Origin of the sequence: Streptomyces sp. NBC_01016 (assembly GCF_026341035.1) — a bacterium.
Lineage (GTDB): Bacteria > Actinomycetota > Actinomycetes > Streptomycetales > Streptomycetaceae > Streptomyces.
This window is the reverse complement of sequence record NZ_JAPEOQ010000001.1, coordinates 1,460,649-1,484,385: the sequence shown is the minus strand read 5'-3', so window position 1 is coordinate 1,484,385 and position 23,737 is coordinate 1,460,649. Positions and strand designations below refer to the sequence as shown.

Below are 23,737 nucleotides of genomic sequence, written 5' to 3'. Positions count from 1 at the left end.
AGCGTTAAAGGCGTGTTGAAGACGTCCCCTGCCACTTCGGTCCCCTCCCCCACGGCCGCCACGGCCCCCTCCGGGCATGCTGAGGGGGTGAGCAACGACGAGTTCCGTGCCGCCCTGTCCCGCCTGGCCGCAGGCGTCGTCCTCCTGACCGCCTACGAGCCGCCGCTCACGCCCGACGGGCCGCCCGGCGAGGACTCGGGCATGACGGCGACGGCCTTCATGTCCGTCTCCCTCGACCCGCCCCTGGTGATGGTGTCGCTGCGCAACAGCTCCCGGATGGACGACCTCCTGGACGACCAGCCCCTGTGGGCGGTCTCGGTCCTGTCCGAATCCCAGAGCCACATCGCGGGCCGCTTCGCCATGAAGGGCCGCCTCAGCGACCGCCTCCTGTTCCAGGACATCCCTTACGTACGCGGCGAGCACACGGGGGCTCCGCTGGTGGGTGGGGCGTTGGCGACGCTGGAGTGCCGCACGGAGAACACGGTCGTGGCGGGCGACCACACGCTGGTCATCGGCCGGGTGCTGAGCGCGTCGCTGCCGAGCGCGGAGGGCGGGCCGCTGATGTACTTCCGGGGGCGCTACCGGAACCTGGGCAAATAAAGCCCCTGCGGCGATTGAGCAGCGGGGTATGGGGCAGAGCCCCAAGCCCAGCCCCGGCTACCCGGCGAGTGCCTCGGGGCTCAAGTGGCCTACCAGTCCCGACCCGAGCGGCCGCGTTTCGTGTCGGAGCGGGCCTTCTTCTGGCGGAGGCGGCGTTCGTTGACGCCGCGCGACACCCGCGTGGGCCGCCTCGGCTTCGGCGGCGGCGCGGTGGCCTCCGCCAAGAGCGCCGCGAGCCGCACCACGGCCACCTCCCGGTTGCGCCACTGCGACCGATGCTCCGAAGCACGTACGGAGATCACGCCACCCACGAGCCGCGGAGCGAGCCGCTCCAGGGCCCGCTCCTTCCACACGCGCGGCAGCGCCTCCGTGGCCGCGAGGTCGAAGCGCACCTCCGCCGCCGAGTCGGACGTGTTCACGTGCTGCCCGCCCGGCCCGGACGACCGCGAGAAACGCCAAAGGAGCTCGGCCTCCGGGAGGACGACCGAACCGCGGATGGGATAAGGACCGGACATGCGTCCATGGTCGCGCGTCCGTACGGTCCGCGTCACCCGTATTTCCCGGCCCCGCGGACCTCCCGCGACGCCCGGGTAAAGAAAGTAAAGAGACCTGGAACCTTCCCCACCCCTCACGGCGTTGCTAGGGGTACGAGTAGCTTCGGCTGCACACGTACAACCATGTACGTCCGTATTTAACGAGGGAAGGACTCCCGAACCATGGCTGTAAGCCTGTCCAAGGGTGGCAACGTCTCGCTCACCAAGGAGGCTCCGGGCCTGACCGCTGTCACCGTGGGCCTCGGCTGGGACGTCCGCACCACCACGGGTACCGACTTCGACCTCGACGCGTCGGCCATCGCGGTCAACCCCGAGGGCAAGGTCTACTCGGACGGTCACTTCGTCTTCTTCAACAACAAGCAGACGCCGGACCAGTCGATCGTCCACACCGGCGACAACCGCTCCGGCGAGGGCGCGGGCGACGACGAGGCGATCAACGTCAACCTCCAGGCGCTGCCCGCCGACGTCGACAAGATCGTTTTCCCGGTCTCGATCTACGACGCCGAGACCCGCACCCAGAACTTCGGCCAGGTCCGCAACGCGTACATCCGCATTGTGAACCAGGCCGGCGGCACGGAGATCGCCCGCTACGACCTCTCCGAGGACGCCGCGACCGAGACCGCGATGGTCTTCGGCGAGCTGTACCGCAATGGCGCCGAGTGGAAGTTCCGCGCCGTGGGCCAGGGCTACGCCTCGGGCCTCGTCGGCATCGCGCAGGACTTCGGCGTGAACGTCTGAGCCACCGCTGAGCGGTAGCCGCCACTGAGCCCCGACCCATGCATGGGTCGGGGCTCAGTGCTGTTCCCTGCGGGTCCGAATCGGCCACCACCCATCGATTAACGGACAATCACCCGCGCCATTCGGACACGAACCGGCAAAGTTTTGACAGGTATCTGCCATCGAGCTGATCGCAGGTGCCACTCTCCCTCCGAACCCCCCACATACCCCACCCCACATGGGTACTGAAGGAGTCCGAGTGAGAATCCGCTCTACAGCTCCCCGCTTCGCCGCCCTCGTCGCGTCCGCCGCCATGGTGGTCGTCGGCGTACAGGCAGGCACCTCGGCCAACGCCGCCACCGATCGTGCGGCAGGCGCAACGGCGCTCCCCCTCAGCGCCTCGCAACGGGCGACCGCCCTGAAGGACGCGCAGGCCGAAACCCCCACAACCGAACGCCAGTTGAAGCTCGCAGACGGCGAGAAGCTGGTGGCCCGCGACGTCGTCAAGGACGCCGACGGCACCACCCACACCCGCTACGAGCGCACCTTCGACGGGCTGCCCGTCCTCGGCGGCGACCTCGTCGTGCACACCGCGAAGGGTGGCGACCTCAAGGGCACCACCAAGGCGCGCAAGGGCTCCATAACCGTGGCGTCCACGGACGCCGCCACCGGAACCGCCGCCGCGAAGAAGTCCGCGAAGTCCGCCGCCGGGAACTCGGTCAAGGGCGCCACCGCCGGCTCCGCGCACAAGGTCGTCTGGGCCGCCGACGCGAGCAAGGCGCCCACCCTCGCGTACGAGACCGTCGTCAAAGGCACCCAACACGACGGCACACCAAGCGAGTTGCACGTCATCACCGACGCCGACAGCGGCAAGGTGCTCTACAAGTACCAGGCCATCGAGAACGGCACGGGCGCCAGCGAGTACAGCGGCTCCGTCACCGTCGGCTCCACCGCCGCGTCCGGCGGCTACGACCTCGTCGACGGCGAGCGCGGCGGCCACAAGACGTACGACCTGAAGGGCGGCACGTCGGGCACCGGCACCCTCTTCCACGACGCCGACGACAAGTGGGGCGACGGCACCGCCGCGGACCGGCAGACCGCCGCCGTCGACGCCGCCTACGGGGCCGCCGAGACCTGGGACTTCTACAAGGAGTCCCTGAACCGCAGTGGCATCGCGGGCGACGGCAAGGCCGCGTACTCCCGCGTCCACTACGGCAACGCGTACGTCAACGCGTTCTGGGACGACAGCTGCTTCTGCATGACGTACGGCGACGGCATCGACAACAAGAACCCGCTCACCGCGCTCGACGTCGCCGCGCACGAGATGAGCCACGGCCTGACCGCCGCCACGGCGAACCTCAACTACAGCAAGGAGTCCGGCGGCCTCAACGAGGCGACGTCCGACATCTTCGGCACGGCGGTGGAGTTCTACGCGAACAACTCCACGGACGTCGGCGACTACCTCATCGGCGAGAAGATCGACATCAACGGTGACGGCAGCCCGCTGCGCTACATGGACAAGCCGAGCAAGGACGGCAAGTCCGCCGACTCCTGGTCGAGCTCCACGGGCGGCCTCGACGTGCACTACTCGTCGGGCGTCGCCAACCACTTCTTCTACCTGCTCAGCGAGGGCAGCGGAAAGAAGACGATCAACGGGGTCGACTACGACTCGCCCACGTCCGACGGCTCTACCGTCACCGGCATCGGCCGGGACAAGGCCGTGCAGATCTGGTACAAGGCGCTCTCCACGTACATGACGTCCACGACCGACTACGCGGCGGCGCGCGCGGCCACCATCAAGGCGGCCGGTGACCTGTACGGCGCGAGCGGCGCGGAGGCCACCGCGGTCGCCGCCGCCTGGAAGGCCGTGAACGTCAACTAGCCGACTCCGGCTTGCCGTTCCCGTACAGCCAGGTCTCCCAGACCCCGGCAAGGGCCTCGCCCTTGCCGGGGTTCTTGCGCTCCACGTAGGCCGTGAAGTCGTCCGTGTCGGCGTTCTTGTACTTGTGGTCCGTCGGCCAACTCTTCAGCAGGGCAAAGAAGTTGGCGTCACCGATCGTCCTGCGGATCTGTTGCAGCACCATCGCGCCGCGCTCGTAGACCGGGGATTCCGAGAGGTGCGCGGCATTCGGCGGCTCCGCGGGCGGGAAGGCCCAGACACCGTCGCTCGCGGGCCGCTTCGCGATCGCCTCGAAGGCCTGCCGCGCCGTGTCCCCGCCGTGCTCCTCGTCCCACAGCCACTCCGCGTACGTCGCGAAGCCCTCGTTCAGCCACATGTCGCGCCACGACTTCGGGGTGACCGAGTCGCCGTACCACTGGTGCGCCAACTCGTGGACGAGCAGGCCGACATCGGGGGCGCCGGGGAAGACGGGCCGGGTCTGGGTCTCCAGGGCGTAGCCCACGTCCCCGGCCCGGTCGACGATCGCGCCGGTGGACGAGAACGGGTACGCGCCGAACCGCTCCGCCTCCCAGTCGACGACCTCCGGCAGCCGGGCGAGGACCTTCGCGCTCGCCTTCGCCTCGTCCGGGTCGACGGCGGTGTACACGGGAATCCCGCCGGGCGTGCGCCCCCGCTCCGTCTCGAACCTTCCGATGGCCACGGTCGCCAGATAGCTCGCCATCGGCTGCCGCATCCGCCAGTCGTAGGCGGTGCGCCGACCGTCGGACGACCGCTTCGCGCTCCTCAACTCCCCGTTGGACACCGCCTGTACGCCGACGGGGACCGTGATCCGGATGTCGTACGTCGCCTTGTCCGATGGATGGTGGTTGCCGGGGAACCAGGCCATGGAGCCGGTCGGTTCGCCGAGGCCGAGCGCGCCGTCGGCGGTGCGCAGCCAGCCCTCGCCCGTGCCGTCCGGGTCGGTGATCGTGACGGGTTCGCCGTCGTAGCGGACGGTGGTGCGGAAGGTGTGCCCCTTCGGGAGCTCGTCGTGCGGCCGCACGGTCACCTCGCGCCCGGCGCGGCTGGCCACGGCCTTCTCGCCGTCGACGGTGACCTCCCGCACCGTCAGGCCCCTGAGGTCCAGGTTGAACGCGCTGAGCGCCTTGCCCGCCGTCGCGGTGATCTCGGCGGTGCCGGACAGGTGGTGGGTGTCCGGGTCGTAGTCGAGATCGAGGGCGTAGTGGCCGACGTCGTAGCCGCCGTTCCCGAGCTTGGGGAAGTAGGGGTCGCGCAGGCCCGAGGCGCCGGGGGTGCCGTGGACGCCGCCGTCGCACGCGGCGACGGTGGCGACGGCGGCGAGGACGCTGAGGAGGGCGGCGGGGAGTCGGAGTCGGGGTCGGGGTCGGAATCTGAGTCGGCGGCGCACGCGGTGATCTTATGACCCCATTGCCCCGGTACGGGCGCCGCGCCGATTTACCGCCGCGGCGCCTACAGGACGGCGATCCCCAACGGCCTTTCCCCCGCGGCCAGTCGGCGGGTGTCGCCGCTGTCGATGTCGACGACAGTGACGCCGTTCCAGTAGCCGTCGCGGGTGAAGCCGCCGGTGACGTACGCGGTCCTGCCGTCGTCGGAGACGGCGACGTCCTCGTGCGGCCCGTCGAGCGGCACGACCTTCTCCTTGCCGCCGGGCGTCCGAATGGTGAGCGAGGGCCCCTCGTCCTCGGACGGGTCGATGGGCCCCGTGCCGACGGCGAGGAGCGTCCCGTCGGGAGTGATCGTGACGCCGTGCTGGTGCGTGTTGGCGGTCATCCGCTCGACGGTCGAGCGGCCGGTGTCCGGGTCGACCACGACGAGCTTCTCGCCCTCGAAGGGGAGGAGCAGCTTGCCGTCGGAGGGCCGGACGGCGGCGTAGTGCGGCTTCAGCCACGAGCCGAGGCCGCCTTCGGTGCCGTACGGGGCGACCTCGATGCGGCGGGTGTCGCCGCCGCGGGTGTCGAGGACGGTGACGTCGAAGGAGTCGTGATCGGTGGCGTACACCTGGCGCCCGTCGCGCGACACATCGACGTCGAAGGGCCGCCGTCCGACGGAGGCGGTGTCGGTGACCTTCTCGGTCCTGGTGTCGATGGTCTCCAACGCCCCGTTCCCGTCAGGGATGTTGACCCCCACGTACGCGTGCTCGCCGTCGGGCGCGAGCGCGATGCCCATGCCGCCGCCGCGGTACTCGCCGTCGGTGACCGGGCCGAGGCCTTCGGTCTCGTACGGGATGAGGGCCTCGCGCTCACGGCTGTCCGTGTCGACGACGGCGACGCCCTCGGCGGTGGCGACCCAGGCCCGACCGTCGTCACCGACGACGAGCCCGTACGGGGCGTGGCCGACCTTCACCGAGTCGAAGACGCCCTTGCCGGGGGCCGGGTCGACGAAGGAGACGGTGTCGGAGCCGAAGTCGGCGACGAGGAGGGTGCCGTCGGGGGTCTTGGCTGTCTCGGCGCCATCGGGGTTCTCGGGAGCCTTCTTGGCGGGGGAACTCGCCTTATCCGCTGAGGAGTCGGTGTCGTCCTGCGTCGCGCCGCACCCGGTCGCGAGGACCGCGACGGCGATCGCCGCGAGGACCGCGCGCCTCACCGTACGGCCCGCAACAGGCCGGCGATCTCGGTGAAGCCGCGGCGCTCGGCGTGCTCGAGGGGAGTCGTGCCGTCGCCGTCGGGCAGGTCGGGGCTCGCGCCCGCCGTGATGAGCAGCTCGACGATCTCCTGGTGCGCACGGCCGCCGTCGCCGAGGATCACGGCCTCCAACAGGGCGGTCCACCCAAGCCGGTTGACGTGGTCGACGTCGATGTCGGTCTCGCGGAGCACGGCGCGCACGTAGTCGACGTGGCCGCGTTCGGAGGCCGGGATGACGGAGATGCCGCCGAACCGGTTGGTGACCTTCAGGTCGGGGCGGGCGGGCAGCAGGGCGCGCATCATCTCCACGGAGCCGGTGACACCGGTGGCGAGCCACGCGCTGTCGTCCCGGTCGTCCTGGGCGTTCGCGTCGGCCCCGGCCGCGACGAGTGCCTCCGCGGCGGCGACGTGATCGTTGAGGGAGGCCAGGAGGAGGGGCGTACGACGGTGCGCGTCGCGGGCCTCGACATCGGCGCCCGCCGCGAGCGCGGCCCGGACGGCGTCGGCGTCGCCCTGAGCGGCGGCGACGAGGAGCGTTCGGTTGTTCTCGGTGTGCTGCATGGTGCGACTCCACATCCGGGTGAGCATTTCAAGCCCCGCTTTGGGACGAGACTCGCGGGGTCCGGGGCAGAGCCCCGAGGCCGCAACACCGTTGCCGGTGTCACGGCCCCGAGACGGCATCCACGTCCTACTTAAGCGTCGCGACCCCCGCCTGGGCGAACTTCTCATCCTGGTCCCCCGAGGGCGCACCCGCGACACCGATCCCCGCGATGGGCCCACCGTCGGAGACAACCGGCGCCCCGCCCGCGAGGAACAACGTGCCGGGGATGTCCTTCAGGTTCGGCGTCTGCTCGAGCCGCTTCGTCAGCTCGGACGTGGGCGCGTTCCAGGACACCGCGGTGTACGCCTTCTTCACGGCGGACTCCGGCGACTGCGGCCCCGCACCGTCACCACGCAGCTCGACGATCGTGTTGCCGTTGCGGTCGACGACGGCGACGGAGACCTTCTGGTTCTCCTTCTTCGCGGCCTTCAGGACGGCCTCCGCGGCGTCGGTCGCGGCGCCCACGGTGAGGTGCTTGGACTCGAAGGTGTTGCCGGCCTTCGCGGCAGCGGGCTTGGCGGCGGCGGCCTTCGCGGCCGGCTCCGCGTCCGCGGCGCTCGCCGAGTACGCGCCGAACCCGCCGAGAGCGATGGCCGCGGCGAGGGTGGTGCCGGTGACGACGCGGGTGCGCTTCGAGATCTTCTTGGCGTGCTGCATGGGAACGACTCCTGGGTGAAGGGGGAGGGTGCGAGTAGAGGGAGGAGAGTTCGATCGGGAGGCCGTTTGCCGTTCCTGCCGTCCCGCTCTGCCTTCAATCCTGGGTCCGGAACCGCCCCTCACCCGTCGACGGACCGGCTGGAGGCGGCGCGCCGGGCGGTCGACATCGGGGTCATCCGATCGGTTGACCCCAGGGGCGTACAACCCGGTGACAATGGGATTGTTTGCCCAGGTCGACGCCGTGAAGGAGGCGCAGGAACCGTGCCATGGAACCGGGCCGCACGCGCCGACGAGGCCTACGACGCGGACATCCGCCGCCTCACCACGGTCATGCACGCCGCGTTCTTCCTGCTGCTCGCCGTGGCCCTGGCCCGCTTCCTGCTGCGCCACCCGCACGGCACGCGCACCCCGTGGATCATCGCGCTCTCCGTGGTCGTGGCCCTGCTGTACGGGGCCGGGCTCGTGCGGGGTCTCGCGGAGCGGGCCACGGCGGGGCAACGGGTGTGGCTGACGCTGGTGGTCGTGGTGTGGGTGGTGCTCGTGGTGCTCGCGCCGAGCTTCGCGTGGTGCGCGGTGCCGCTCTTCTACACGGGCCTGCGTACGTTGCCGACCCGCCCCGCGCTCGTCCTGGTGGGGCTCCTGGCGGTGCTCGTCATCCTCGCCCAACTGCGGCTCGCCGGCCGCTGGGACCCGGACCTGGTGCTCGGACCGCCGGCCGTCGTGGTGATCGCCACCGCCGTGTTCCTGCAGATGAAACGGCAGGCCGCGCGCCAGCGGGACCTCATCGACGACCTGATCCGCACCCGCCGCGAACTGGCCGCGTCCGAACGCCGCGAGGGCACGCTCGCCGAGCGCCAGCGGCTCTCCATGGAGATCCACGACACCCTCGCGCAGGGCCTGTCCAGCCAGCAGATGCTGTTGCAGGCGGCGCAGCGGGTGTGGGAGGCCGACCCCGGCAAGGCCCGCGCCCATGTCGGCACGGCCGCGTCGATCGCCGAGCACAACCTCACCGAGGCGCGCCGCTTCGTGCACGATCTGGCCCCCGCCGACCTGGCCCGTGGTCTGACGGAGGCGTTGCGGGCCGTGGCCGCGCGGGAGTCCGGCGACCGGCTCACCGTCCAGGTCCGCGTCGACGACGACGGGCGCGCGGACCGGCTGCCCGACCGGGTGCAGTCGGCGCTGCTGCGGATCGCGCAGGGCGCGCTGGCCAACGTACGGGAGCACTCCGGGGCCCGGAGCGCGGCGCTCACGCTGACGTTGCTCGACGACCAGGTCGTGCTGGACGTCGCCGACGACGGGCGGGGGTTCGATCCGGCCGCGCTTCCCGCGGGGGCCTCCGGCGTGCGGGGACACGGGCTTCCGGCGATCCGGGCGCGGGTGCGGCAGCTGGGTGGGACGTTGTCGCTCGAGTCCGCGCCAGGGGAGGGAGCGGTGGTCTCCGCCGCGATTCCGTTGTCGCCACGGGGGCCGTAGGAGTTCTGTCGCGGGCAACGGGGCCGACGTCACGGGGCTCTGCCCCGGACCCCGCCGGCTCTCGTCCCAGAGCGGGGCTTTAATTGCCCACCCGCCGCAGAGGCCCGACCGACTCGAACCGGAGCTCACCCCATGACCCAGCCCATCCGCATCCTCCTCTGTGACGACCACGTCGTCGTTCGTGCCGGGTTGTTGGCGTTGCTCGACAGTGCGGCGGGGATCGAGGTCGTCGGGGAGGCCGGTACCGGGGAGGAGGCGATCGCGCTCGCCGCGAAGCTCCGGCCCGACGTCGTCCTCATGGACCTGCAACTGGGCGAGGGCATGGACGGCGTGGAGACGACCCGCCGCCTCACCACCGCCCCGGACGACCCGGCCACCGGGCACCGCCCCCACGTCCTCGTTCTGACCACGTACGACACCGACGCCGACATCACCCGCGCCATCGAGGCGGGCGCGACGGGCTATCTGCTCAAGGCGGAGCGGCCCGAGGAGCTGTTCGCGGCGATCCACGCGGCCGCGGAGGGCCGCACCGCGCTGTCCGCCCCGGTGGCCAGCCGCGTCATGGCCAATATGCGCAAGCCGCGGCCCACCCTCACCGACCGCGAGCGCGACATCCTCGCCCAGCTGGCGCACGGCCTCGGCAACCGGGAGATCGCCAAGGCCCTCTTCATCAGCGAGGCCACGGTCAAGACCCACCTGGGCCGGATCTACGACAAGCTCGGCGTGGACACCCGGGCCGGCGCCGTCTCGGTCGCGAAGGAGCAGCGCCTGCTGCCGTGACCTGCCGCCGCTCCGGTGCGGCCCCGCTCCCCCGCCCGTGACACCATCACGTACGTGCTCGACATCGGTTACGCCCTCTCCCGCCGCTTCCCGGACCCGCCGCAGACGGACTACCGGCGCGCGGACGTCCGCGCGCTGCGCCACGACCTGTTCAGCGGTGACGTGTACCTGGCCGACACCAAGGCCGACCGGGAGCTGTCCACAGCCTGGGGATGGGTGCCGGTGCTCGACTTCGCGTGGGCGCTGTGCGACATCGTCGAGCAGCTGGACCGGGACCCGCGCGGCAGCCGCTCCGCCACTCCCCAGCACGCCGAGCTGGACTTCACGGAGTCCAGCGACTGCATGCTCTTCGAGCGCCGCTTCGGCTGGGTCGACGTCGAGGCCGACTGGATGCCGACCGAGGAGCCCCCGCTGACCTTCTCCCACTCCGAACTGCGCCGCGAGGCCCGGGACTTCCTGCACGACCTGCTCGCCGACCTCACGGACATGCACGAGGACCTGGCCGACAACCCGGCCCTGTGGGACCTCCAGGCCCGCTTCCCCCGGCTCCCGTAGCCACGGCAACGCCGGAAGACGGCCCTACTCCACCCGCACCCCCAGCTCCGCCGCGAACACCCCGGCCAGATCCATGAGTTGGGCCGGTGAGATCACCGCGCCGCCCAGTCTGTCCACGCCCCGCGCGATCCCCAGCTCCGCCGCGTCCCGCAGGTCGACGTCCGTCAGGGTCGCCGCCGAGAAGTCGGCGCCCTTCAGCACGCAGCCCGCGAACTCCACCCGCTCGAGGCGCGCACCCCCGAAGTCCGGCTCCACGAGCACGCATCCGTCGAACACGACGTCCTTGAGGCGCGCCTTCCGCAGGTTCAGGTAGTCGATCTTCCCGCCCCTGATCACCACCCGCTCCAGGGCCGCCCCGTGCAGCTGCACCCCGCCGAGCCGGGCGTCGACCACCTCCACGTCCCGCAGCGTCGCCTCCGCCAGGTCCGTGCCCACGCCCCGTACGTCAGTCAGCACGGAGTCGATGAATCTGGCCCGCGCGAGACCCGCCTCGTCGAGCGCGCACGCCGCCAGCGCGCAGTCCATGAACCGCGCCCCGATCCCCTCGTGCCCGGCGAAGTCGACGTCCCGGAACTCCACCCCGTCGTAGTCCCCGTCGGGTTCGAGGCCGCGCCCCTCCCACGGCGCCAACGGAGGCAGCCGCACCTGGGGCCGCCGCGCCTTCTTCACCTTTGCCGAAGCCCTCGCCGAAGCCTTCGCCGGAGTCTTCGCCGAGGCCTGTCCCGCAGCCCGGCCCGCACCACCATGCCTGTCGCTCATGACCCCATGCTGCCCGCCGCCACTGACAATCCCGGCCCACCCCCAAGTGACCTGCACAAACAGCGCGATGTCACATCCGCGCCCACCCCACACGTCGTATCCGCGAAGGCCCTTCGCACGACGGGTCACGCACGCAGCCACCCATACGAAACCGATCACCCAGCCGCACGGCAGCCGTGCAGCACCGATCACGCCTCCGTCCGGAACCGATCCCACAGCCAGGAGCCGCACATGCGCCCCACGCACCCCACTCGCCCCACCCCCACCCTCACCGTCATCGGCGGCGGCCTCGCCGGGCTGACCGCCGCGATCACCGCGGCGGAGGCGGGCGCGCGCGTCACCCTGCACGAAGCGCACCACACCCTCGGCGGCCGGGCCCGCACCGCCGAGGGCACCTACCTCACCCACGAAGGCCCGCACGCCCTCTACAACGGCGGCCCGCACTGGACCTGGCTGCGGCAGCGCGAGCTGCTCGGACCGCTCGCCCCGATCCCGCCGCTGGAGGGCGCCCGGCTGCGCTTCCACCGCGACGGCGCGCTGCGCCGCACCCCGCCCGCCGCCCTGCTCCGCCTCCTGCGCCACCGGCCCGAACGCGCCCCCGTGGACGAGGACTTCACCGCCTGGGCCACCCGCGTCGCGGGCCCGGACGCCGCCCGCGCCGCCGCCAACTACACCGCCGTCGCCCTGTTCCACCACGCCCCCGGATCGCTCTCGGCCCGTTTCGTCCAGGAGCGCCTGCGCCGCACCGCCAAGGTGCCGCCCGAGGCCCAGTACCCGGTCGGCGGCTGGTCCTCGGTCATCGACCGGATGGCGTCCCGCGCGTGGAACCTCGGCGTGCGCATGGAGACCCTGAGCCGGATCGACACCGTGCCCACCGACACCCCCGTCGTCGTCGCGACCTCGCTCGACGCCGCCCGCAGGCTCCTCCAGGACCCATCCCTGACCTGGGACAGCGGCCGTACGACGCTGATCGACCTGGCCGTCCGTACCCGCCGCGGCGACGCCTTCGCGGTGTCGGGCCTCGACTTCCCGGCCTGGCTCGAACGGTTCACCGCACAGGACAAGTCCCTCGCCCCGCACGGCGAGAGCCTGATCCAGGGCCAGGTCCCGATCGCGCCCGACGAGTCCAAGGCGGACGGTTCCGTACGCGCCGACGGCCTGCTCGACCTCGCGTTCCCCGGCTGGCGCGAGCGCACGACCTGGCGCCGCGACGCCCTCGCCCAGGGGCGCACAGGAGCCCTCGACCGCCCCGGCACGACGTGGCGCGACCGCCCCGCGATCGACCGCGGCGAGGGCGTCTATCTGGCGGGCGACATGGTGGCGGCGCCCGGCGTGCTCTCCGAGGTCTCCTTCACCAGCGCCATCGAGGCGACGACGCTGGCGCTGCGGCGGCCCGCCCTCACCCGCGGCCTTGACCTCAACCGAGCTTGAGGTCGAAGACTGGCGCGCAGGCCGCTCGTACAGGTCGGGGCGGCATCGCACACTGCCCACCAGGAGCTGCCATGCACGCCATCCGCCTGCACGCCTTCGGCCCCGCAGAGAACCTCACGTACGAAAAGGTCGAGGACCCCGAGCCGGGCCCCGGACAGGTGCGGATCGCGGTCGAGGCCGCGGGCGTGCACCTGATCGACACCGCGTTCCGCTCCGGCGTACAGGGACCGCTGCCCGCCCTCCCCGAGCTGCCCACGATCCCCGGCCGCGAGGTCGCCGGCACCGTCGAGTCGCTCGGCCCGGACACCGACCCCGCCTGGCTCGGCAAGAAGGTCGTCGCCCACCTCGGCATGGTCCCCGGCGGCTACGCCGAGCTCGCCGTCACGGACGCGGACCGCCTCCACGAACTCCCGGCGGCCCTGGACCCGGCGGGCGCCGTCGCCATGATCGGCACGGGCCGCACGGCGCTCGGCATCCTGAACTTCACCACCGTCACCCCCGACACGGTCGCCCTCGTCCCCGCGGCCGCGGGCGGCATCGGCACACTCCTCGTGCAGTACGTGAAGCACGCGGGCGGCACCGTGATCGGCCTGGCGGGCGGCCCGGCGAAGACGGCGGCGGTCGAGGCGAACAGCGCCGACCTCGCCCTCGACTACAACGACCCCAACTGGCCGGACAAAGCACGCGAGTTCCTCGCCGGTCAAGGCCTCCCCGCCGCCACCGTCCTCTTCGACGGAGTCGGCGGCCCGACGACCGCCCGCGCCCTCGACCTCCTCGGCCCCGGCGGCCACCACCTCATCTTCGGCTGGTCCGCCCAGGGCATCGGCTCCGACGAGGGCCCCCACCTCCTCGACGACGCCGAACTCGCGCGTCGCGGCCTCACCCAGGAACAGGTCCTCGGCCCCCCGATGATGCGCAAGGCCGGCGGCGACAACCCCATGCGCACCCTCGAACTCGCCGCCCTCGACCACGCGGCCCGCGGCATCCTCACCCCCGCCGTCCACCGCTTCCCCCTCAAGGAAGCAGCGGCCGCACACCACGCCCTGGAGACACGCGGCACGGCGGGCAAGGTGGTCCTGGAGCCGTGACCGGCGCGCGCCCCCTCAGACCGCGGCCGCCTCCAACTCCTTGACGTACTCAGGCAGGATCCCGAAGAACGCGGCGAACATGCCGTGGTGGTGATAGTCGTGCGTCTCGACGAGCCTGCCGTCGGAGCGGCGGCCACGGGCGACGATCACGTTGGGGTGCGCGAAGGTGCGGCCGGTGGCGTGGACGTGCCCCTCGATGGTGTATTCGGCGATCGCCACCTCGGGGTCGTCGGTGCTCCACACCTTCAGGTCGCGCACGGTGCGCGAGAACCGGTCGAGGGGCGCGCGGTCGAAGTGCTCGGCGAGTTCGTCGAGCCCCTCCCAGCGCGTGTGCTCGCCGACACCGAAGGCATGGGTGACCACGACGTCGTCGGCGTAGATCTCGCGGATCGGGGCGAAGTCGCCGCTCCCGACCATGCCGATGAGCGCACGGAGCGAATCGGCGACGGAACGAGGTGCGTCGGAACGGGATGCGGTGGAACGGGGTGCGGCTGCGGAAGAACCGGACATGGGTGTACCCCTTCGGTAAGGCGGAACCTAGAATCGGAGTCCTCACTCCCCTTACGTTCCCGACGTTACGGACTGGGCACTCCGGTTGTCAACGGACGCCCACGGAAAGGAAGTTGGCCATGCGCGCGGACGCCCGGAGGAATCGCGAACGGCTCCTGGAAGCCGCGGAGAAGGTGTTCGCGGAGCGCGGCACGTCCGCGGCGACCGAGGAGGTCGCGAAGGCGGCCGGGGTCGGCGTCGGCACGCTCTTCCGCCACTTCACCACGAAGGAAGCGCTGTTGGAGGCGGTCTTCCGGGCCCGCATGGACGCGGCTGCGGACCGGATGGAGCGCCTGCTGGCGGCGGACGATCCGGGCGCCGCGTTCCGCGAGATGTTCCTGGGGAACGTGGCGGAGTCGAGTCGAAAGAGCGCCTACATAGAGGCACTTGCCGCGGCGGGCATCCGCGTGGACGTCACGTCCGATGCCACCAGACCCCGGATTCACGCGACCCTGGAGGCTCTGCTGCGGCGGGCCCAGGAGGCCGGCGCGGTACGGAAGGACGTCGACCCGGACGACGTCATCGCGCTGCTGGTCGGCGCGGCACGCGCGGCCGAGCACGCGGAGGGCGCTGGCGGCGGCCCGGCGGCCCGCACCCGCGCGGCGGAGATGGTCCTCGACGGGCTGATGCGCTGACTCCGGGTGCACTGACCCAGGAGTCGCCAACAGACCCCGCCCTCCCCGCCGTTCAGCCCACCCGCTTCTCGAACCAATGGTGCGCGTACGGCTCGTCGTTGAAGGCCGCGACCGCCTCGAAGCCGTACGCGCGATACAGCCCGATGGCCTCGCCGAGCGCCTTGTTGGTGTCCAGGCGCAGCAGTCCGGCGCCGTGCCGGGCGGCCCGCGCCTCCATCTCCGCCAGGAAGCGGCGAGCGAGGCCGAGGCCCCTGACCCGCGGCGCCACCCACATGCGCTTCACCTCGGCCGCGCCGCCCGGCGGAAGCTTCAGACCGGCGCAGCCGACCGGCTCCCCGTGCAGCCTCGCCACGACGAACTGCCCGTGCGGGGGCCGGAGTTCACCGGCGTCGGGCAGGAGGCTGTGCGCCGGGTCGAAGCCCGTGTCGAACCGCTCCTGGAGCTCGGCGAAGTAGCCGCGCAGGCACAGCTCGGCGTCGGGGTGGTCCGGCTCGACGTCGTCCAGCGTGACCGTGCCCGCCGTGAGCAGCCGGTCCACCTCGGCCATGGCGGCGACCAGGCGGCCGCGCTGCGCGGGGCTCAGCGGGGCGAGCAGCGAGCCCGCGGCCTCGTCGCTGCGCCGGTCGAGCACGGTCCACTCGTCGCGCCCCCGCTCCGTGAGCCGCGCGGTACGCACCCGCCGGTCCCGCTCCAGCGGCTCCACCGCCACGAGGCCGTCCGCCTCCAGGGCGCGCAGCAGCCGGCTGACGTACCCGGAGTCGAGCCCGAGCCGCTCCCGCAGCCTCCGCACATCGAGCGGCGCTCCGGCCTCGCCGATCTCCCAGAGCAGCCGGGCCTGCCCGTAGGGCCGCTCGGTGCCGTGGAACCGCTCCTGGAGCACGCCGACGCGCTCGCTGACGACGCGGTTGAACCGCCGCACCCGCGCGACGTCACCGATGTCACCGACGCCGCTGTCCTCACTCTCACGCATTCTCTGACCGTAGTCAGAGAATGCGTCCTCGCGCCACCCTACGCGGCACCCACCGCCTTCAGCGCCTCGTCCGTCAGCCGGTACACCGTCCACTCGTCCTGCGGCCGCGCGCCCATCGCCTCGTAGAACTCGATGGACGGGGTGTTCCAGTTCAGCACCGACCACTCCAGGCGCTCGTACCCCCGCTCCACGCAGAGCCGCGCCAGCTCCGTGAGCAGCGCCTTGCCGTGGCCGCCGCCGCGCGCCGAGGGGCGTACGTACAGGTCCTCCAGGTAGATGCCGTGCACGCCGCGCCACGTCGAGAAGTTCAGGAACCACAGCGAGAAGCCGACCGGCTCACCGGTCTCCGTGTCCTCGGCGATGTGCGCGTACGCCGCCGGGCGCTCGCCGAACAGCGCCTCACGCAGCTGCTCCTCGCTCGCCCGCGCCTCGTGCAGCGCCTTCTCGTAGTCGGCGAGCTCGCGGATCATGGCGTGGATGACGGGGACGTCGGCGGGGGTGGCGGTACGAATCATGCCCGCAGACTAATGCGCGTGATCCCGCAGCCTGCGGGCGATATCCAGGTCCACCACGCCAAGCTCCCGCCCGTCCTCGATGTCCCACAACGCGTTCTGCAACACCCGGCCCAGCGTCCACGCCCGCGCCCGCGCCCGGTCGAGCCCGAGGACCCCGCTCATCGCGTCGAACCGCCACACCGTCTCCTGCGGCTCGTAGCGGTTGTTCAGCGCGGGCCACAGATCGAAGCCGGGGTCGCCGACCAGCGGCTTCGGGTCGATCGCCAGCCACGGTTCGCGCTCCGCGGCCAGCACGTTGTCGAAGTGCAGGTCCCAGTGCAGCAGCCGGTGCCCGGGCTCGTCCACGACCTCCCGCACGGCGGCCGCGCAGTCGGCGAGCAGCGCGCGCTCGGCCGGGTCGGCCACCCGGCGCAGCGCGTCCGGGGCGTCCGCGAGCATCCGCGCGGCGATGTCGGAGAGCCGCCGCATGCCCTCCGGTGCGGGCCCCGCCGTCAGCCGCGCGAGCAGCTCGGCGATCACCGTGACGGCCTTGCGCGAGTCCTCGATGTCGCTCAACATCCGTGCGGAGTCGAGCCGTTCGAGCAGCATCGTGCCCGTTCCGTCGTCGTACGCGAGGAGCCGCACGGCGCCGTCGCCGTCCCACGTCCGCAGCGCGACGGGCTCGCCCTCGGTCTCCTCGTCGAGCACCTGGAACTTGAGGGCGGCCGGCCGCCCGCCGCCCACCACGGGCACGACGAGCGCGGCCACCCCGTGCATCAGCGGTCCGTCGACCGTCAGCTCCCAGCGCTCCAAAAACTCGTCCACGCGCGCGGGCAGCGCCGCGACGAACGCGCGGCCCGCCTCCCCCGCGTACGCGTGCTGCGACTCAACAAGGCCCACCGGTACGTCGATCACGCCCGCGACCCTAAGTCCTGCACCGCCCTCAAGGCCCGTCAATTACCGGGAACACCAGCGTCCTTGAGGATCTCCTCGAAGGCGTCCTCGTCGTACATCGCCTTCTCCGGGGTCACCTTGTCGCCGTCCACGTAGACCGTCGGCGTGCCCTCGATGCCGTCGGCGCGGAACTTCTTCATCGCCGCGTCCACGAAGTCCCGGTACTTCATGTCCCGCACGGCTCCGTCGAACGCGGAGGAGCGCAGCCCGTCGACCGTGTCGGCAATCTTCAGCAGGAAGTCGTCCGTGTACGCGTCCGTGGTCTCGTCGGCGGGCTGGTTCGCGAAGACGGCCGAGTGGTAGACGGGGAACTTCCCGGCCTCCACCGAGGCGCGCAGCGCGTTGGCGGCCTTCACCGATCCGTGGCCGTTCAGGTTCTCGTCGAGGAACGAGGCGATGACGTACTCGACCTTCACGTCCCCGTCGGCCACCGGGCCGGTCAGCGCCTCGGCGCCGCCCTGCTCGAACTTCTTGCAGTACGGGCAGCGCGGATCCTCGTACACCTTGACCGTGTGCGGGGCCTTCGCGTCGCCCACGACGATCACGTCGTCGCCGTCCATGCGCGCGTCCAGCTCCGCGAGGTCATCGGCGTTCTCGGCCGGCTTCACGGAGGGGGTCGCCGAGGCCGACACGGAAGCCGAGGCCCCGCCGCCGTCGCCCTCGTCACCACCACAGGCCGTGACCACCACCCCGAGCACGACGACCGCCACCGCCGCGACCCAGGGCCGCGCCGAAACCCTCGCTCCTACGTCCACGATCCGGCTCCCACTCACCGTGCGCTCGTCCAGCGATCACCCCAGAGGCGACATATACCACGAAACCATCACCTCACCCCTCCCGCATTCCGCCGCCGCCCAGTAACGTCCCGCGCCATGAGCAACGGCATCAGCGGCCCCGGTGGCCCTCGCGACACCACCGGCACCATCAACGGCGGCATATCGTTCTGGTACGCGGACGACGGCATTCCGCTCACCCGCGATCCCCTGCCCGGCGACGCGAGCGCCGACGTCGTCATCGTCGGCGGCGGCTACACGGGCCTGTGGACGGCGTACTACCTGAAGAAGGCCGCCCCGTTCCTGCGGATCACGGTCCTTGAACAGAAGTTCTGCGGCTACGGAGCCTCGGGCCGCAACGGCGGCTGGCTCTACAACGGCATCGCGGGCCGCGACCGCTACGCCAAACTGCACGGCCACGACGGAGCGGTCCGCCTCCAGCAGGCCATGAACGAGACCGTCACCGAGGTCATCGACGTGGCCCGCGCCGAGTCCATCGACGCGGACATCCACCACGGCGGCGTACTCGAAGTCGCCTACACCCCCGCCCAGTTGACGCGCCTCAAGTCCTTCCACGAAACGGAACTCACCTACGGCGAGAAGGACCGCACCCTGCACGGCGCCCGCGAGACCGCCGACCGCATCCGCGTCGCCGGCGCCGTCGGCTCGACCTGGACCCCGCACGGCGCCCGCCTGCACCCGGTGAAACTCCTCAAGGGCCTGGCGAAAGCCGTCGAAGCCCTCGGCGTCACGATCCACGAGTCGACCCCCGTCACGGAGATCAAGCCCAAGCACGCCATCACGCCCTACGGCACCGTCCGCGCGCCCTACATCCTGCGCTGCACGGAGGGCTTCACCGCCTCCCTCAAGGGCCAGCGCCGCACCTGGCTCCCCATGAACTCCTCCATGATCGCCACGGAGCCGTTGTCGGCGTCGCAGTGGGAATCCATCGGCTGGGAGGGCCGCGAAACCCTCGGCGACATGGCCCACGCCTACATGTACGCCCAGCGCACGGCGGACGACCGCATCGCCCTCGGCGGCCGCGGCGTCCCCTACCGCTACGCCTCCCGCACGGACAACGACGGCCGCACGCAGCCCAAGACCATCGAGGCGCTGTACGAGATCCTGACCCGCTTCTTCCCCCAGCTCGCCGGCGTCCGGGTCGACCACGCCTGGTCCGGCGTCCTCGGCGTCCCCCGCGACTGGTGCGCCACCGTCACCCTCGACCGCTCGACGGGCCTCGGCTGGGCGGGCGGCTACGTAGGTTCCGGCGTCGCCACGACCAACCTCGCGGCCCGCACCCTCCGGGACCTGGTCCAACAGGACTCCGGCCAGTCAGGACCCACCGACCTCACCACGCTCCCCTGGGCCAACCACAAGGTCCGCAAGTGGGAACCGGAACCCTTCCGCTGGCTCGGCGTCCACGGCATGTACGCCACGTACTACGCGGCGGACCGCCGCGAACTGACCACCCACACCGCGGACTCCTCCCGCCTGGCGAAGTGGGCGGACAAGGTGGCGGGACGAGACTGACGCGAGCCGACGACCCCCGTGTCCAGCCGCCCAACCGGACGGCTGGACGCGGGAGTTACTCCCTCAGGGCGCGCCTGCGATCCGCCGGGCAGGACGGCGTTCCGGCTCGTCGTCACCCATGATCAGCATCGGGTCGAACATGACGATGACCGCAGCGAGGACGAGCACGACGAGCGGCCCGATGAGCAGGGCCAGCACGCCGATGGCCGTGGAACCGACGGCATCCACACCATGGGTGAGGTGCACGTCGACCGCGGCCATCCCGGTGTAGTGCATCCCGGTCACCGCGATACCCATGACCACACTCGCCCCGAGACTGGCGAGGAACCCCTGGATCGTGATGGCGGCCCACAGCGCGGCGGTCGCCGCGACGACGGCGATCACCACGGAGAGCGCCACCACGCCGGGGTCGTAGGAGAGCGAGCCGTTCATGCGCATGGCGGCCATGCCCAAGTAGTGCATGCCGGCGACCCCGAACCCGGTGAACACACCGGCGGTGAGCAGCGGCCCCGGACGCGTCCCGAGATAGCCGACGGTGAAGACACCCACGCCGACCACGAGGACGGCCGCCAGCAGGCTGAGGAACGTCAGCGTGGTGTCGTACGAGATGGCGGCCCCGCTGACCTGGAAACCGAGCATGGCGATGAAGTGCATGGACCAGATCCCGCACCCGATGGACACCGCCCCGAGAGCGAGCCAGCCGGGCTTGCGCGACCGGTCGAGCGCGAGCGAACGCACCGTGCAACGCAGCCCGAGCGCGCTGCCGAGACAAGCCGTCAAGTACGCCGCGATCGGCGTGACCATTCCATAACTTAAGCCATCAATCGTGCCTTGCATTGAGCCAAGCCCCCCTGGCGTGATGAAGGTGAGATCGCGCGATGGATGTTCTGTGAACGAGCGAATCTAACCAGCATCGCTCCGGAACGAAAGAAACCGGGCACAACAGGCGCCCCACACCCAAGCCGGGCGCCCCCGCCCGCGCCGTACCCACTGAAAGACAAAACCCCAGGCCGGAAGGGTCCGTACCTGGGGTTCGATGGAGCCCCCTGTCGGATTCGAACCGACGACCTACGCATTACAAGTGCGTTGCTCTGGCCATCTGAGCTAAGGAGGCAGCCCGAGCAGTGTAACCAACACCGGCCGTGCACCCGTCGAAAATTTCCTCGAAGGTCACGTGTCCCGGGGTACTGACAAACCCACTGCCCGCCGCTTACAGTCCGAGCAGTTCACCCGCGTGGACTACACCAGTGCTACACCGCCGTGGCACCGCCATGGCGGCTCACCTTCTTTACAACGGATCGTCCGGCACGTTCCTGCCGGTGAAGGGGGCTTCACAGCCATGGCTTCTGTCACGTTCGACAAGGCGACCCGCGTCTACCCGGGTTCCACCAAGCCCGCGGTCGACGGCCTGGACATCGAGATCGAGGACGGCGAGTTCCTCGTCCTCGTCGGCCCGTCCGGCTGCGGAAAGTCGACCTCCCTGCGCATGCTCGCGGGTCTCGAGGACGTCAACGGCGGTGCGATCCGCATCGGTGACCGCGAGGTCACGCACCTGCCGCCGAAGGACCGGGACATCGCCATGGTGTTCCAGAACTACGCGCTGTACCCGCACATGTCCGTCGCCGACAACATGGGCTTCGCGCTCAAGATCGCCGGCGTGAACAAGGCGGAGATCCGCACGAAGGTCGAAGAGGCCGCGAAGATCCTCGACCTCACCGAGTACCTGGACCGCAAGCCGAAGGCCCTCTCCGGTGGTCAGCGTCAGCGTGTCGCCATGGGTCGCGCCATCGTGCGTGAGCCGCAGGTGTTCCTCATGGACGAGCCGCTGTCGAACCTCGACGCCAAGCTCCGTGTGTCCACGCGTACGCAGATCGCGTCGCTCCAGCGCCGTCTCGGCATCACCACCGTCTACGTCACCCACGACCAGGTCGAGGCCATGACGATGGGCGACCGTGTGGCGGTCCTCAAGGACGGTCTGCTGCAGCAGGTCGACACCCCGCGCAACATGTACGACCGCCCGGCCAACCTCTTCGTCGCCGGCTTCATCGGCTCCCCGGCCATGAACCTGGTCGAGGTCCCGATCACCGACGGCGGCGTGAAGTTCGGCAACTCGGTCGTCCCGATCGACCGCGAGGCCCTGAAGGCCGCCTCCGACAAGGGCGACCGCACGGTCCACGTCGGCGTCCGCCCCGAGCACTTCGACATCATCGAGACGAACAGCGAGGCCGCCAAGTCCCTCGCCAAGGACGTCTCGGACGCCCCGGCCGGCCTCGCGGTCTCCGTGAACGTGGTCGAGGAGCTCGGCGCCGACGGCTACGTCTACGGCGCTGCCGAGGTCGGCGGCGAGCACAAGGACCTCGTCGTCCGCGTGAACGGCCGCCAGGTGCCGGAGAAGGGCGCCCAGCTGCACGTCGTGCCGCGCGCCGGTGAGACCCACGTGTTCTCGTCCTCCACGGGCGAGCGCCTCTCCGACTGACGGACGGCCGACTGACGGACGGCCGCACAATCGGCCGCGAGGGCCCCGCACTTCGGTGCGGGGCCCTCGCGCATTCACTCGCCATTGTCGACAAATACCCCGGCAACTCGGGCATTTGGCCCAGCAACGTCAACACGTATGCAACAAAACCTCTTTGCTCGTCCCTCATCAGAGTGACCAAATGTCGCCAAATCATCACCGAGCGCTACGCTCATTCGCGTGACGCACTCTGCCAACTACACCCAGAAGTCGCGCCGTGCCCGGGGCCAGGGCCCCGCCCGCCGCGCCGCCCGTACGCTCGCCTTCGTCCTGCCGGTGATGCTGGTTCTCTCCGGGACGCTCGCGGTCACCCGAGTCAACTGGTCCGGGAATTCCTCGGAATCGGTTCTCACGGCCTCCTCACAGGACGTCTCCAAGCGCGCCAAGTCGCGCGCCCCCCAGGACGTGCTGCGCGACCGCCTCCTCCTCGAACTCCAGGAGGAGAACCCCGGCGTTGCACTCACTCACCTCCAGCAGGAGATCGACCGCCGCCCGTCGCTCGCCCGGCACTGCATGGCGATCGCCAAGGCCCTCGGCCGTGCCGCCGTGGAGACCTATGGTCCTGCGCGCGCGCAGGCGTTCGCCCGCCCTGTCTGTGATACCTCGTTCGCCTCGGGTGTGGCCGGCTTCCGGGCCTGAGCGCCGGACCGGCCCCGAGCCGCGAACCGGTCCCCGAGCCGCGCTCGACCGTCGAGCCGCTGGCGTCCCCGCGGGTCGTGCGCACGTACAGTTCCGGTCATGACGACCGCTGAACCGTCCGCGCACGGCCCGCTTCTGCACCCCCACCGCCCCACCCAGGCCGTGGTCCTGGCGGGCGGCCAGGGCTCGCGGCTGCGCCCGTACACCGACGACCGGCCCAAGCCGATGGTGGAGATCCCCGGCACGGGCACGCCGATCATCGGCCATCAGCTGACCTGGCTCGCCGAGGAGGGCGTCACCGACGCCGTCGTCTCCTGCGGCCATCTCGCCGAGGTGCTCCAGGAGTGGCTCGACCAGGCGGAGTTGCCGCTGCGGGTCACCACGGTCGTCGAGAAGGAGCCGCTCGGCCGCGGCGGCGGCCTGAAGTTCGCGGCCGCGCATCTGCCGCACGCCGACCGCCCCTGGTACGCCACGAACGGCGACATCTGGACGCGGTTCTCGTTGCAGGAGATGGCCGACTTCCACCATGAGCGGGAGGCGACCGCGACCCTCGCGCTGGCCCGCCCGCGCATCCCGTGGGGCGCCGTGGAGACGGACGCGTTCGGCCACATCACCGACTTCATCGAGGCGCCGCCGTCCCCGTATCTGATCAACGCGGGCGTGTACGTCTTCTCCGCCGAGTTCGCCTCGCTGCTGCCGGACCTCGGGGACCACGAGCGTGCCACGTTCCCGCGGCTGGCCCGCGCCAAGCGGCTGGCCGGCTTCCAGCTCCCGCAGGGCGCGTACTGGCGGGCGATCGACACGGCGAAGGACCTCACGGAGGCCGCGAAGGAGCTTGCCGCACAGGGGCGTTGAGCGTTCCGCTCTCTCCCCTTCTTCTCGCTACGACTTCCCTCCCCGTACGTCGATGGGGCCCCG

General features: G+C 71.2%; 25 protein-coding genes and 1 tRNA gene. 13 read left to right on the top strand and 13 right to left on the bottom strand.

The annotated features are described in order from the left end of the window. Positions 1–12: 12 nt before the first annotated feature. Positions 13–600, top strand: coding sequence for a flavin reductase family protein (locus tag OG746_RS07035; protein WP_266712574.1), 588 nt, complete (start codon positions 13–15; stop codon positions 598–600). Positions 601–689: 89 nt separating this feature from the next. On the opposite strand, the gene arfB is transcribed toward OG746_RS07035, so the two are convergent. After that, positions 690–1,115: an alternative ribosome rescue aminoacyl-tRNA hydrolase ArfB gene (arfB, locus tag OG746_RS07030; RefSeq protein WP_266712573.1), complete on the bottom strand. Its 426-nt coding sequence runs from the start codon at positions 1,113–1,115 to the stop codon at positions 690–692. Between the two features lie 201 nt (positions 1,116–1,316). Between arfB and OG746_RS07025 the strand changes: the two genes are divergently transcribed. Together OG746_RS07025 and OG746_RS07020 are read left to right on the top strand one after the other, a co-directional pair. Beyond that, positions 1,317–1,892: a TerD family protein gene (locus OG746_RS07025; protein ID WP_266712572.1), complete on the top strand. Its 576-nt coding sequence runs from the start codon at positions 1,317–1,319 to the stop codon at positions 1,890–1,892. A gap of 217 nt (positions 1,893–2,109) precedes the next feature. Beyond that, positions 2,110–3,753 (top strand): M4 family metallopeptidase, encoded by a 1,644-nt coding sequence (locus tag OG746_RS07020; protein ID WP_524540381.1) that lies wholly within the window; start codon positions 2,110–2,112, stop codon positions 3,751–3,753. On the opposite strand, the gene OG746_RS07015 is transcribed toward OG746_RS07020, so the two are convergent. From OG746_RS07015 to OG746_RS07000, 4 genes are all read right to left on the bottom strand, one after another. Continuing rightward, positions 3,746–5,179, bottom strand: coding sequence for a M1 family metallopeptidase (locus OG746_RS07015; protein WP_266712571.1), 1,434 nt, complete (start codon positions 5,177–5,179; stop codon positions 3,746–3,748). The genes OG746_RS07020 and OG746_RS07015 overlap by 8 nt on opposite strands. Positions 5,180–5,241: 62 nt before the next feature. Further along, complete coding sequence (locus tag OG746_RS07010) at positions 5,242–6,375, bottom strand: YncE family protein (protein WP_266712570.1); 1,134 nt, start codon at positions 6,373–6,375, stop codon at positions 5,242–5,244. Next, entirely contained in the window at positions 6,372–6,974 is a 603-nt protein-coding gene (locus OG746_RS07005; protein ID WP_266712569.1) for an ankyrin repeat domain-containing protein, read from the bottom strand. Before OG746_RS07005 ends, OG746_RS07010 begins: the two co-directional genes overlap by 4 nt. 127 nt (positions 6,975–7,101) lie before the next feature. Next, positions 7,102–7,671 (bottom strand): GlcG/HbpS family heme-binding protein, encoded by a 570-nt coding sequence (locus OG746_RS07000; RefSeq protein WP_266712568.1) that lies wholly within the window; start codon positions 7,669–7,671, stop codon positions 7,102–7,104. 330 nt (positions 7,672–8,001) lie between these two features. Between OG746_RS07000 and OG746_RS06995 the strand changes: the two genes are divergently transcribed. The 3 genes from OG746_RS06995 to OG746_RS06985 all read left to right on the top strand — a co-directional run bounded on the left by OG746_RS06995 (position 8,002) and on the right by OG746_RS06985 (position 10,479). Continuing rightward, positions 8,002–9,144: a sensor histidine kinase gene (locus OG746_RS06995; RefSeq protein ID WP_266718753.1), complete on the top strand. Its 1,143-nt coding sequence runs from the start codon at positions 8,002–8,004 to the stop codon at positions 9,142–9,144. A gap of 132 nt (positions 9,145–9,276) precedes the next feature. Further along, positions 9,277–9,924, top strand: coding sequence for a response regulator (locus tag OG746_RS06990; protein WP_266712567.1), 648 nt, complete (start codon positions 9,277–9,279; stop codon positions 9,922–9,924). A gap of 54 nt (positions 9,925–9,978) precedes the next feature. Further along, a complete protein-coding gene (locus OG746_RS06985; protein ID WP_266712566.1) occupies positions 9,979–10,479 on the top strand; it encodes a hypothetical protein in 501 nt (166 codons plus the stop codon). Positions 10,480–10,503: 24 nt separating this feature from the next. Here OG746_RS06985 and OG746_RS06980 read toward each other — a convergent pair whose 3' ends face one another. Further along, positions 10,504–11,238, bottom strand: coding sequence for a pentapeptide repeat-containing protein (locus tag OG746_RS06980; RefSeq protein ID WP_266712565.1), 735 nt, complete (start codon positions 11,236–11,238; stop codon positions 10,504–10,506). 231 nt (positions 11,239–11,469) lie between these two features. On the opposite strand from OG746_RS06980, the gene OG746_RS06975 reads away from it, so the two are divergent. Continuing rightward, positions 11,470–12,669, top strand: a complete 1,200-nt coding sequence (locus OG746_RS06975) for an NAD(P)-binding protein (protein WP_266712564.1) — start codon at positions 11,470–11,472, stop codon at positions 12,667–12,669. A 71-nt stretch (positions 12,670–12,740) separates the two neighbouring features. Further along, positions 12,741–13,757 (top strand): zinc-binding dehydrogenase, encoded by a 1,017-nt coding sequence (locus OG746_RS06970; RefSeq protein WP_266712563.1) that lies wholly within the window; start codon positions 12,741–12,743, stop codon positions 13,755–13,757. A gap of 15 nt (positions 13,758–13,772) precedes the next feature. Here OG746_RS06970 and OG746_RS06965 read toward each other — a convergent pair whose 3' ends face one another. Beyond that, positions 13,773–14,267, bottom strand: coding sequence for a nuclear transport factor 2 family protein (locus OG746_RS06965; protein WP_266712562.1), 495 nt, complete (start codon positions 14,265–14,267; stop codon positions 13,773–13,775). A gap of 119 nt (positions 14,268–14,386) precedes the next feature. Between OG746_RS06965 and OG746_RS06960 the strand changes: the two genes are divergently transcribed. After that, positions 14,387–14,941 carry an SbtR family transcriptional regulator gene (locus tag OG746_RS06960; RefSeq protein ID WP_266712561.1) on the top strand — a complete coding sequence of 185 codons (555 nt, stop codon included), beginning with the start codon at positions 14,387–14,389 and terminating at the stop codon, positions 14,939–14,941. A gap of 52 nt (positions 14,942–14,993) precedes the next feature. Here the strand turns inward: OG746_RS06960 and OG746_RS06955 are convergent, their stop codons facing one another. From OG746_RS06955 to OG746_RS06940, 4 genes are read right to left on the bottom strand one after another with little or no spacing between them, the layout of a single operon-like run. Next, on the bottom strand, positions 14,994–15,911 hold the full coding sequence (locus tag OG746_RS06955) for a bifunctional helix-turn-helix transcriptional regulator/GNAT family N-acetyltransferase (RefSeq protein ID WP_266712560.1): 918 nt from the start codon (positions 15,909–15,911) through the stop codon (positions 14,994–14,996). 38 nt (positions 15,912–15,949) lie between these two features. After that, on the bottom strand, positions 15,950–16,426 hold the full coding sequence (locus OG746_RS06950; RefSeq protein WP_266712559.1) for a GNAT family N-acetyltransferase: 477 nt from the start codon (positions 16,424–16,426) through the stop codon (positions 15,950–15,952). 9 nt (positions 16,427–16,435) lie between these two features. Continuing rightward, entirely contained in the window at positions 16,436–17,320 is an 885-nt protein-coding gene (locus OG746_RS06945; protein ID WP_266712558.1) for an aminoglycoside phosphotransferase family protein, read from the bottom strand. 38 nt (positions 17,321–17,358) lie between these two features. Beyond that, positions 17,359–18,114 (bottom strand): DsbA family protein, encoded by a 756-nt coding sequence (locus tag OG746_RS06940; RefSeq protein WP_266712557.1) that lies wholly within the window; start codon positions 18,112–18,114, stop codon positions 17,359–17,361. 117 nt (positions 18,115–18,231) lie between these two features. On the opposite strand from OG746_RS06940, the gene OG746_RS06935 reads away from it, so the two are divergent. Next, complete coding sequence (locus OG746_RS06935) at positions 18,232–19,665, top strand: NAD(P)/FAD-dependent oxidoreductase (protein WP_266712556.1); 1,434 nt, start codon at positions 18,232–18,234, stop codon at positions 19,663–19,665. A 63-nt stretch (positions 19,666–19,728) separates the two neighbouring features. Here OG746_RS06935 and OG746_RS06930 read toward each other — a convergent pair whose 3' ends face one another. Both OG746_RS06930 and OG746_RS06925 read right to left on the bottom strand, forming a co-directional pair. Continuing rightward, on the bottom strand, positions 19,729–20,502 hold the full coding sequence (locus tag OG746_RS06930; protein ID WP_266712555.1) for an MHYT domain-containing protein: 774 nt from the start codon (positions 20,500–20,502) through the stop codon (positions 19,729–19,731). Between the two features lie 200 nt (positions 20,503–20,702). After that, positions 20,703–20,779, bottom strand: a tRNA-Thr gene (locus tag OG746_RS06925). A gap of 225 nt (positions 20,780–21,004) precedes the next feature. Here OG746_RS06925 and OG746_RS06920 point away from each other — a divergent pair. The 3 genes from OG746_RS06920 (at position 21,005) to OG746_RS06910 (ending at position 23,674) form a co-directional block, all read left to right on the top strand. Continuing rightward, a complete protein-coding gene (locus tag OG746_RS06920; protein ID WP_266712554.1) occupies positions 21,005–22,141 on the top strand; it encodes an ABC transporter ATP-binding protein in 1,137 nt (378 codons plus the stop codon). A gap of 219 nt (positions 22,142–22,360) precedes the next feature. Further along, positions 22,361–22,819, top strand: a complete 459-nt coding sequence (locus OG746_RS06915; protein ID WP_266712553.1) for a hypothetical protein — start codon at positions 22,361–22,363, stop codon at positions 22,817–22,819. 99 nt (positions 22,820–22,918) lie between these two features. After that, a complete protein-coding gene (locus OG746_RS06910; RefSeq protein WP_266712552.1) occupies positions 22,919–23,674 on the top strand; it encodes a nucleotidyltransferase family protein in 756 nt (251 codons plus the stop codon). Positions 23,675–23,737 lie beyond the last annotated feature (63 nt).

Excerpts from the sequence above, each read along its gene's own strand:
- OG746_RS06950 (WP_266712559.1), bottom strand. The coding sequence starts at position 16,426 with ATGATTCGTACCGCCACCCCCGCCGACGTCCCCGTCATCCACGCCATG.
- OG746_RS06910 (WP_266712552.1), top strand. The coding sequence starts at position 22,919 with ATGACGACCGCTGAACCGTCCGCGCACGGCCCGCTTCTGCACCCCCAC.
- OG746_RS06990 (WP_266712567.1), top strand. The coding sequence starts at position 9,277 with ATGACCCAGCCCATCCGCATCCTCCTCTGTGACGACCACGTCGTCGTT.
- OG746_RS06935 (WP_266712556.1), top strand. The coding sequence starts at position 18,232 with ATGAGCAACGGCATCAGCGGCCCCGGTGGCCCTCGCGACACCACCGGC.
- OG746_RS06995 (WP_266718753.1), top strand. The coding sequence starts at position 8,002 with ATGCACGCCGCGTTCTTCCTGCTGCTCGCCGTGGCCCTGGCCCGCTTC.
- OG746_RS06970 (WP_266712563.1), top strand. The coding sequence starts at position 12,741 with ATGCACGCCATCCGCCTGCACGCCTTCGGCCCCGCAGAGAACCTCACG.
- OG746_RS06960 (WP_266712561.1), top strand. The coding sequence starts at position 14,387 with ATGCGCGCGGACGCCCGGAGGAATCGCGAACGGCTCCTGGAAGCCGCG.
- OG746_RS06955 (WP_266712560.1), bottom strand. The coding sequence starts at position 15,911 with ATGCGTGAGAGTGAGGACAGCGGCGTCGGTGACATCGGTGACGTCGCG.
- OG746_RS06920 (WP_266712554.1), top strand. The coding sequence starts at position 21,005 with ATGGCTTCTGTCACGTTCGACAAGGCGACCCGCGTCTACCCGGGTTCC.
- arfB (WP_266712573.1), bottom strand. The coding sequence starts at position 1,115 with ATGTCCGGTCCTTATCCCATCCGCGGTTCGGTCGTCCTCCCGGAGGCC.
- OG746_RS06980 (WP_266712565.1), bottom strand. The coding sequence starts at position 11,238 with ATGAGCGACAGGCATGGTGGTGCGGGCCGGGCTGCGGGACAGGCCTCG.
- OG746_RS07000 (WP_266712568.1), bottom strand. The coding sequence starts at position 7,671 with ATGCAGCACGCCAAGAAGATCTCGAAGCGCACCCGCGTCGTCACCGGC.
- OG746_RS07025 (WP_266712572.1), top strand. The coding sequence starts at position 1,317 with ATGGCTGTAAGCCTGTCCAAGGGTGGCAACGTCTCGCTCACCAAGGAG.
- OG746_RS06965 (WP_266712562.1), bottom strand. The coding sequence starts at position 14,267 with ATGTCCGGTTCTTCCGCAGCCGCACCCCGTTCCACCGCATCCCGTTCC.
- OG746_RS07005 (WP_266712569.1), bottom strand. The coding sequence starts at position 6,974 with ATGCAGCACACCGAGAACAACCGAACGCTCCTCGTCGCCGCCGCTCAG.
- OG746_RS06930 (WP_266712555.1), bottom strand. The coding sequence starts at position 20,502 with ATGCAAGGCACGATTGATGGCTTAAGTTATGGAATGGTCACGCCGATC.
- OG746_RS07020 (WP_524540381.1), top strand. The coding sequence starts at position 2,110 with ATGGGTACTGAAGGAGTCCGAGTGAGAATCCGCTCTACAGCTCCCCGC.
- OG746_RS06975 (WP_266712564.1), top strand. The coding sequence starts at position 11,470 with ATGCGCCCCACGCACCCCACTCGCCCCACCCCCACCCTCACCGTCATC.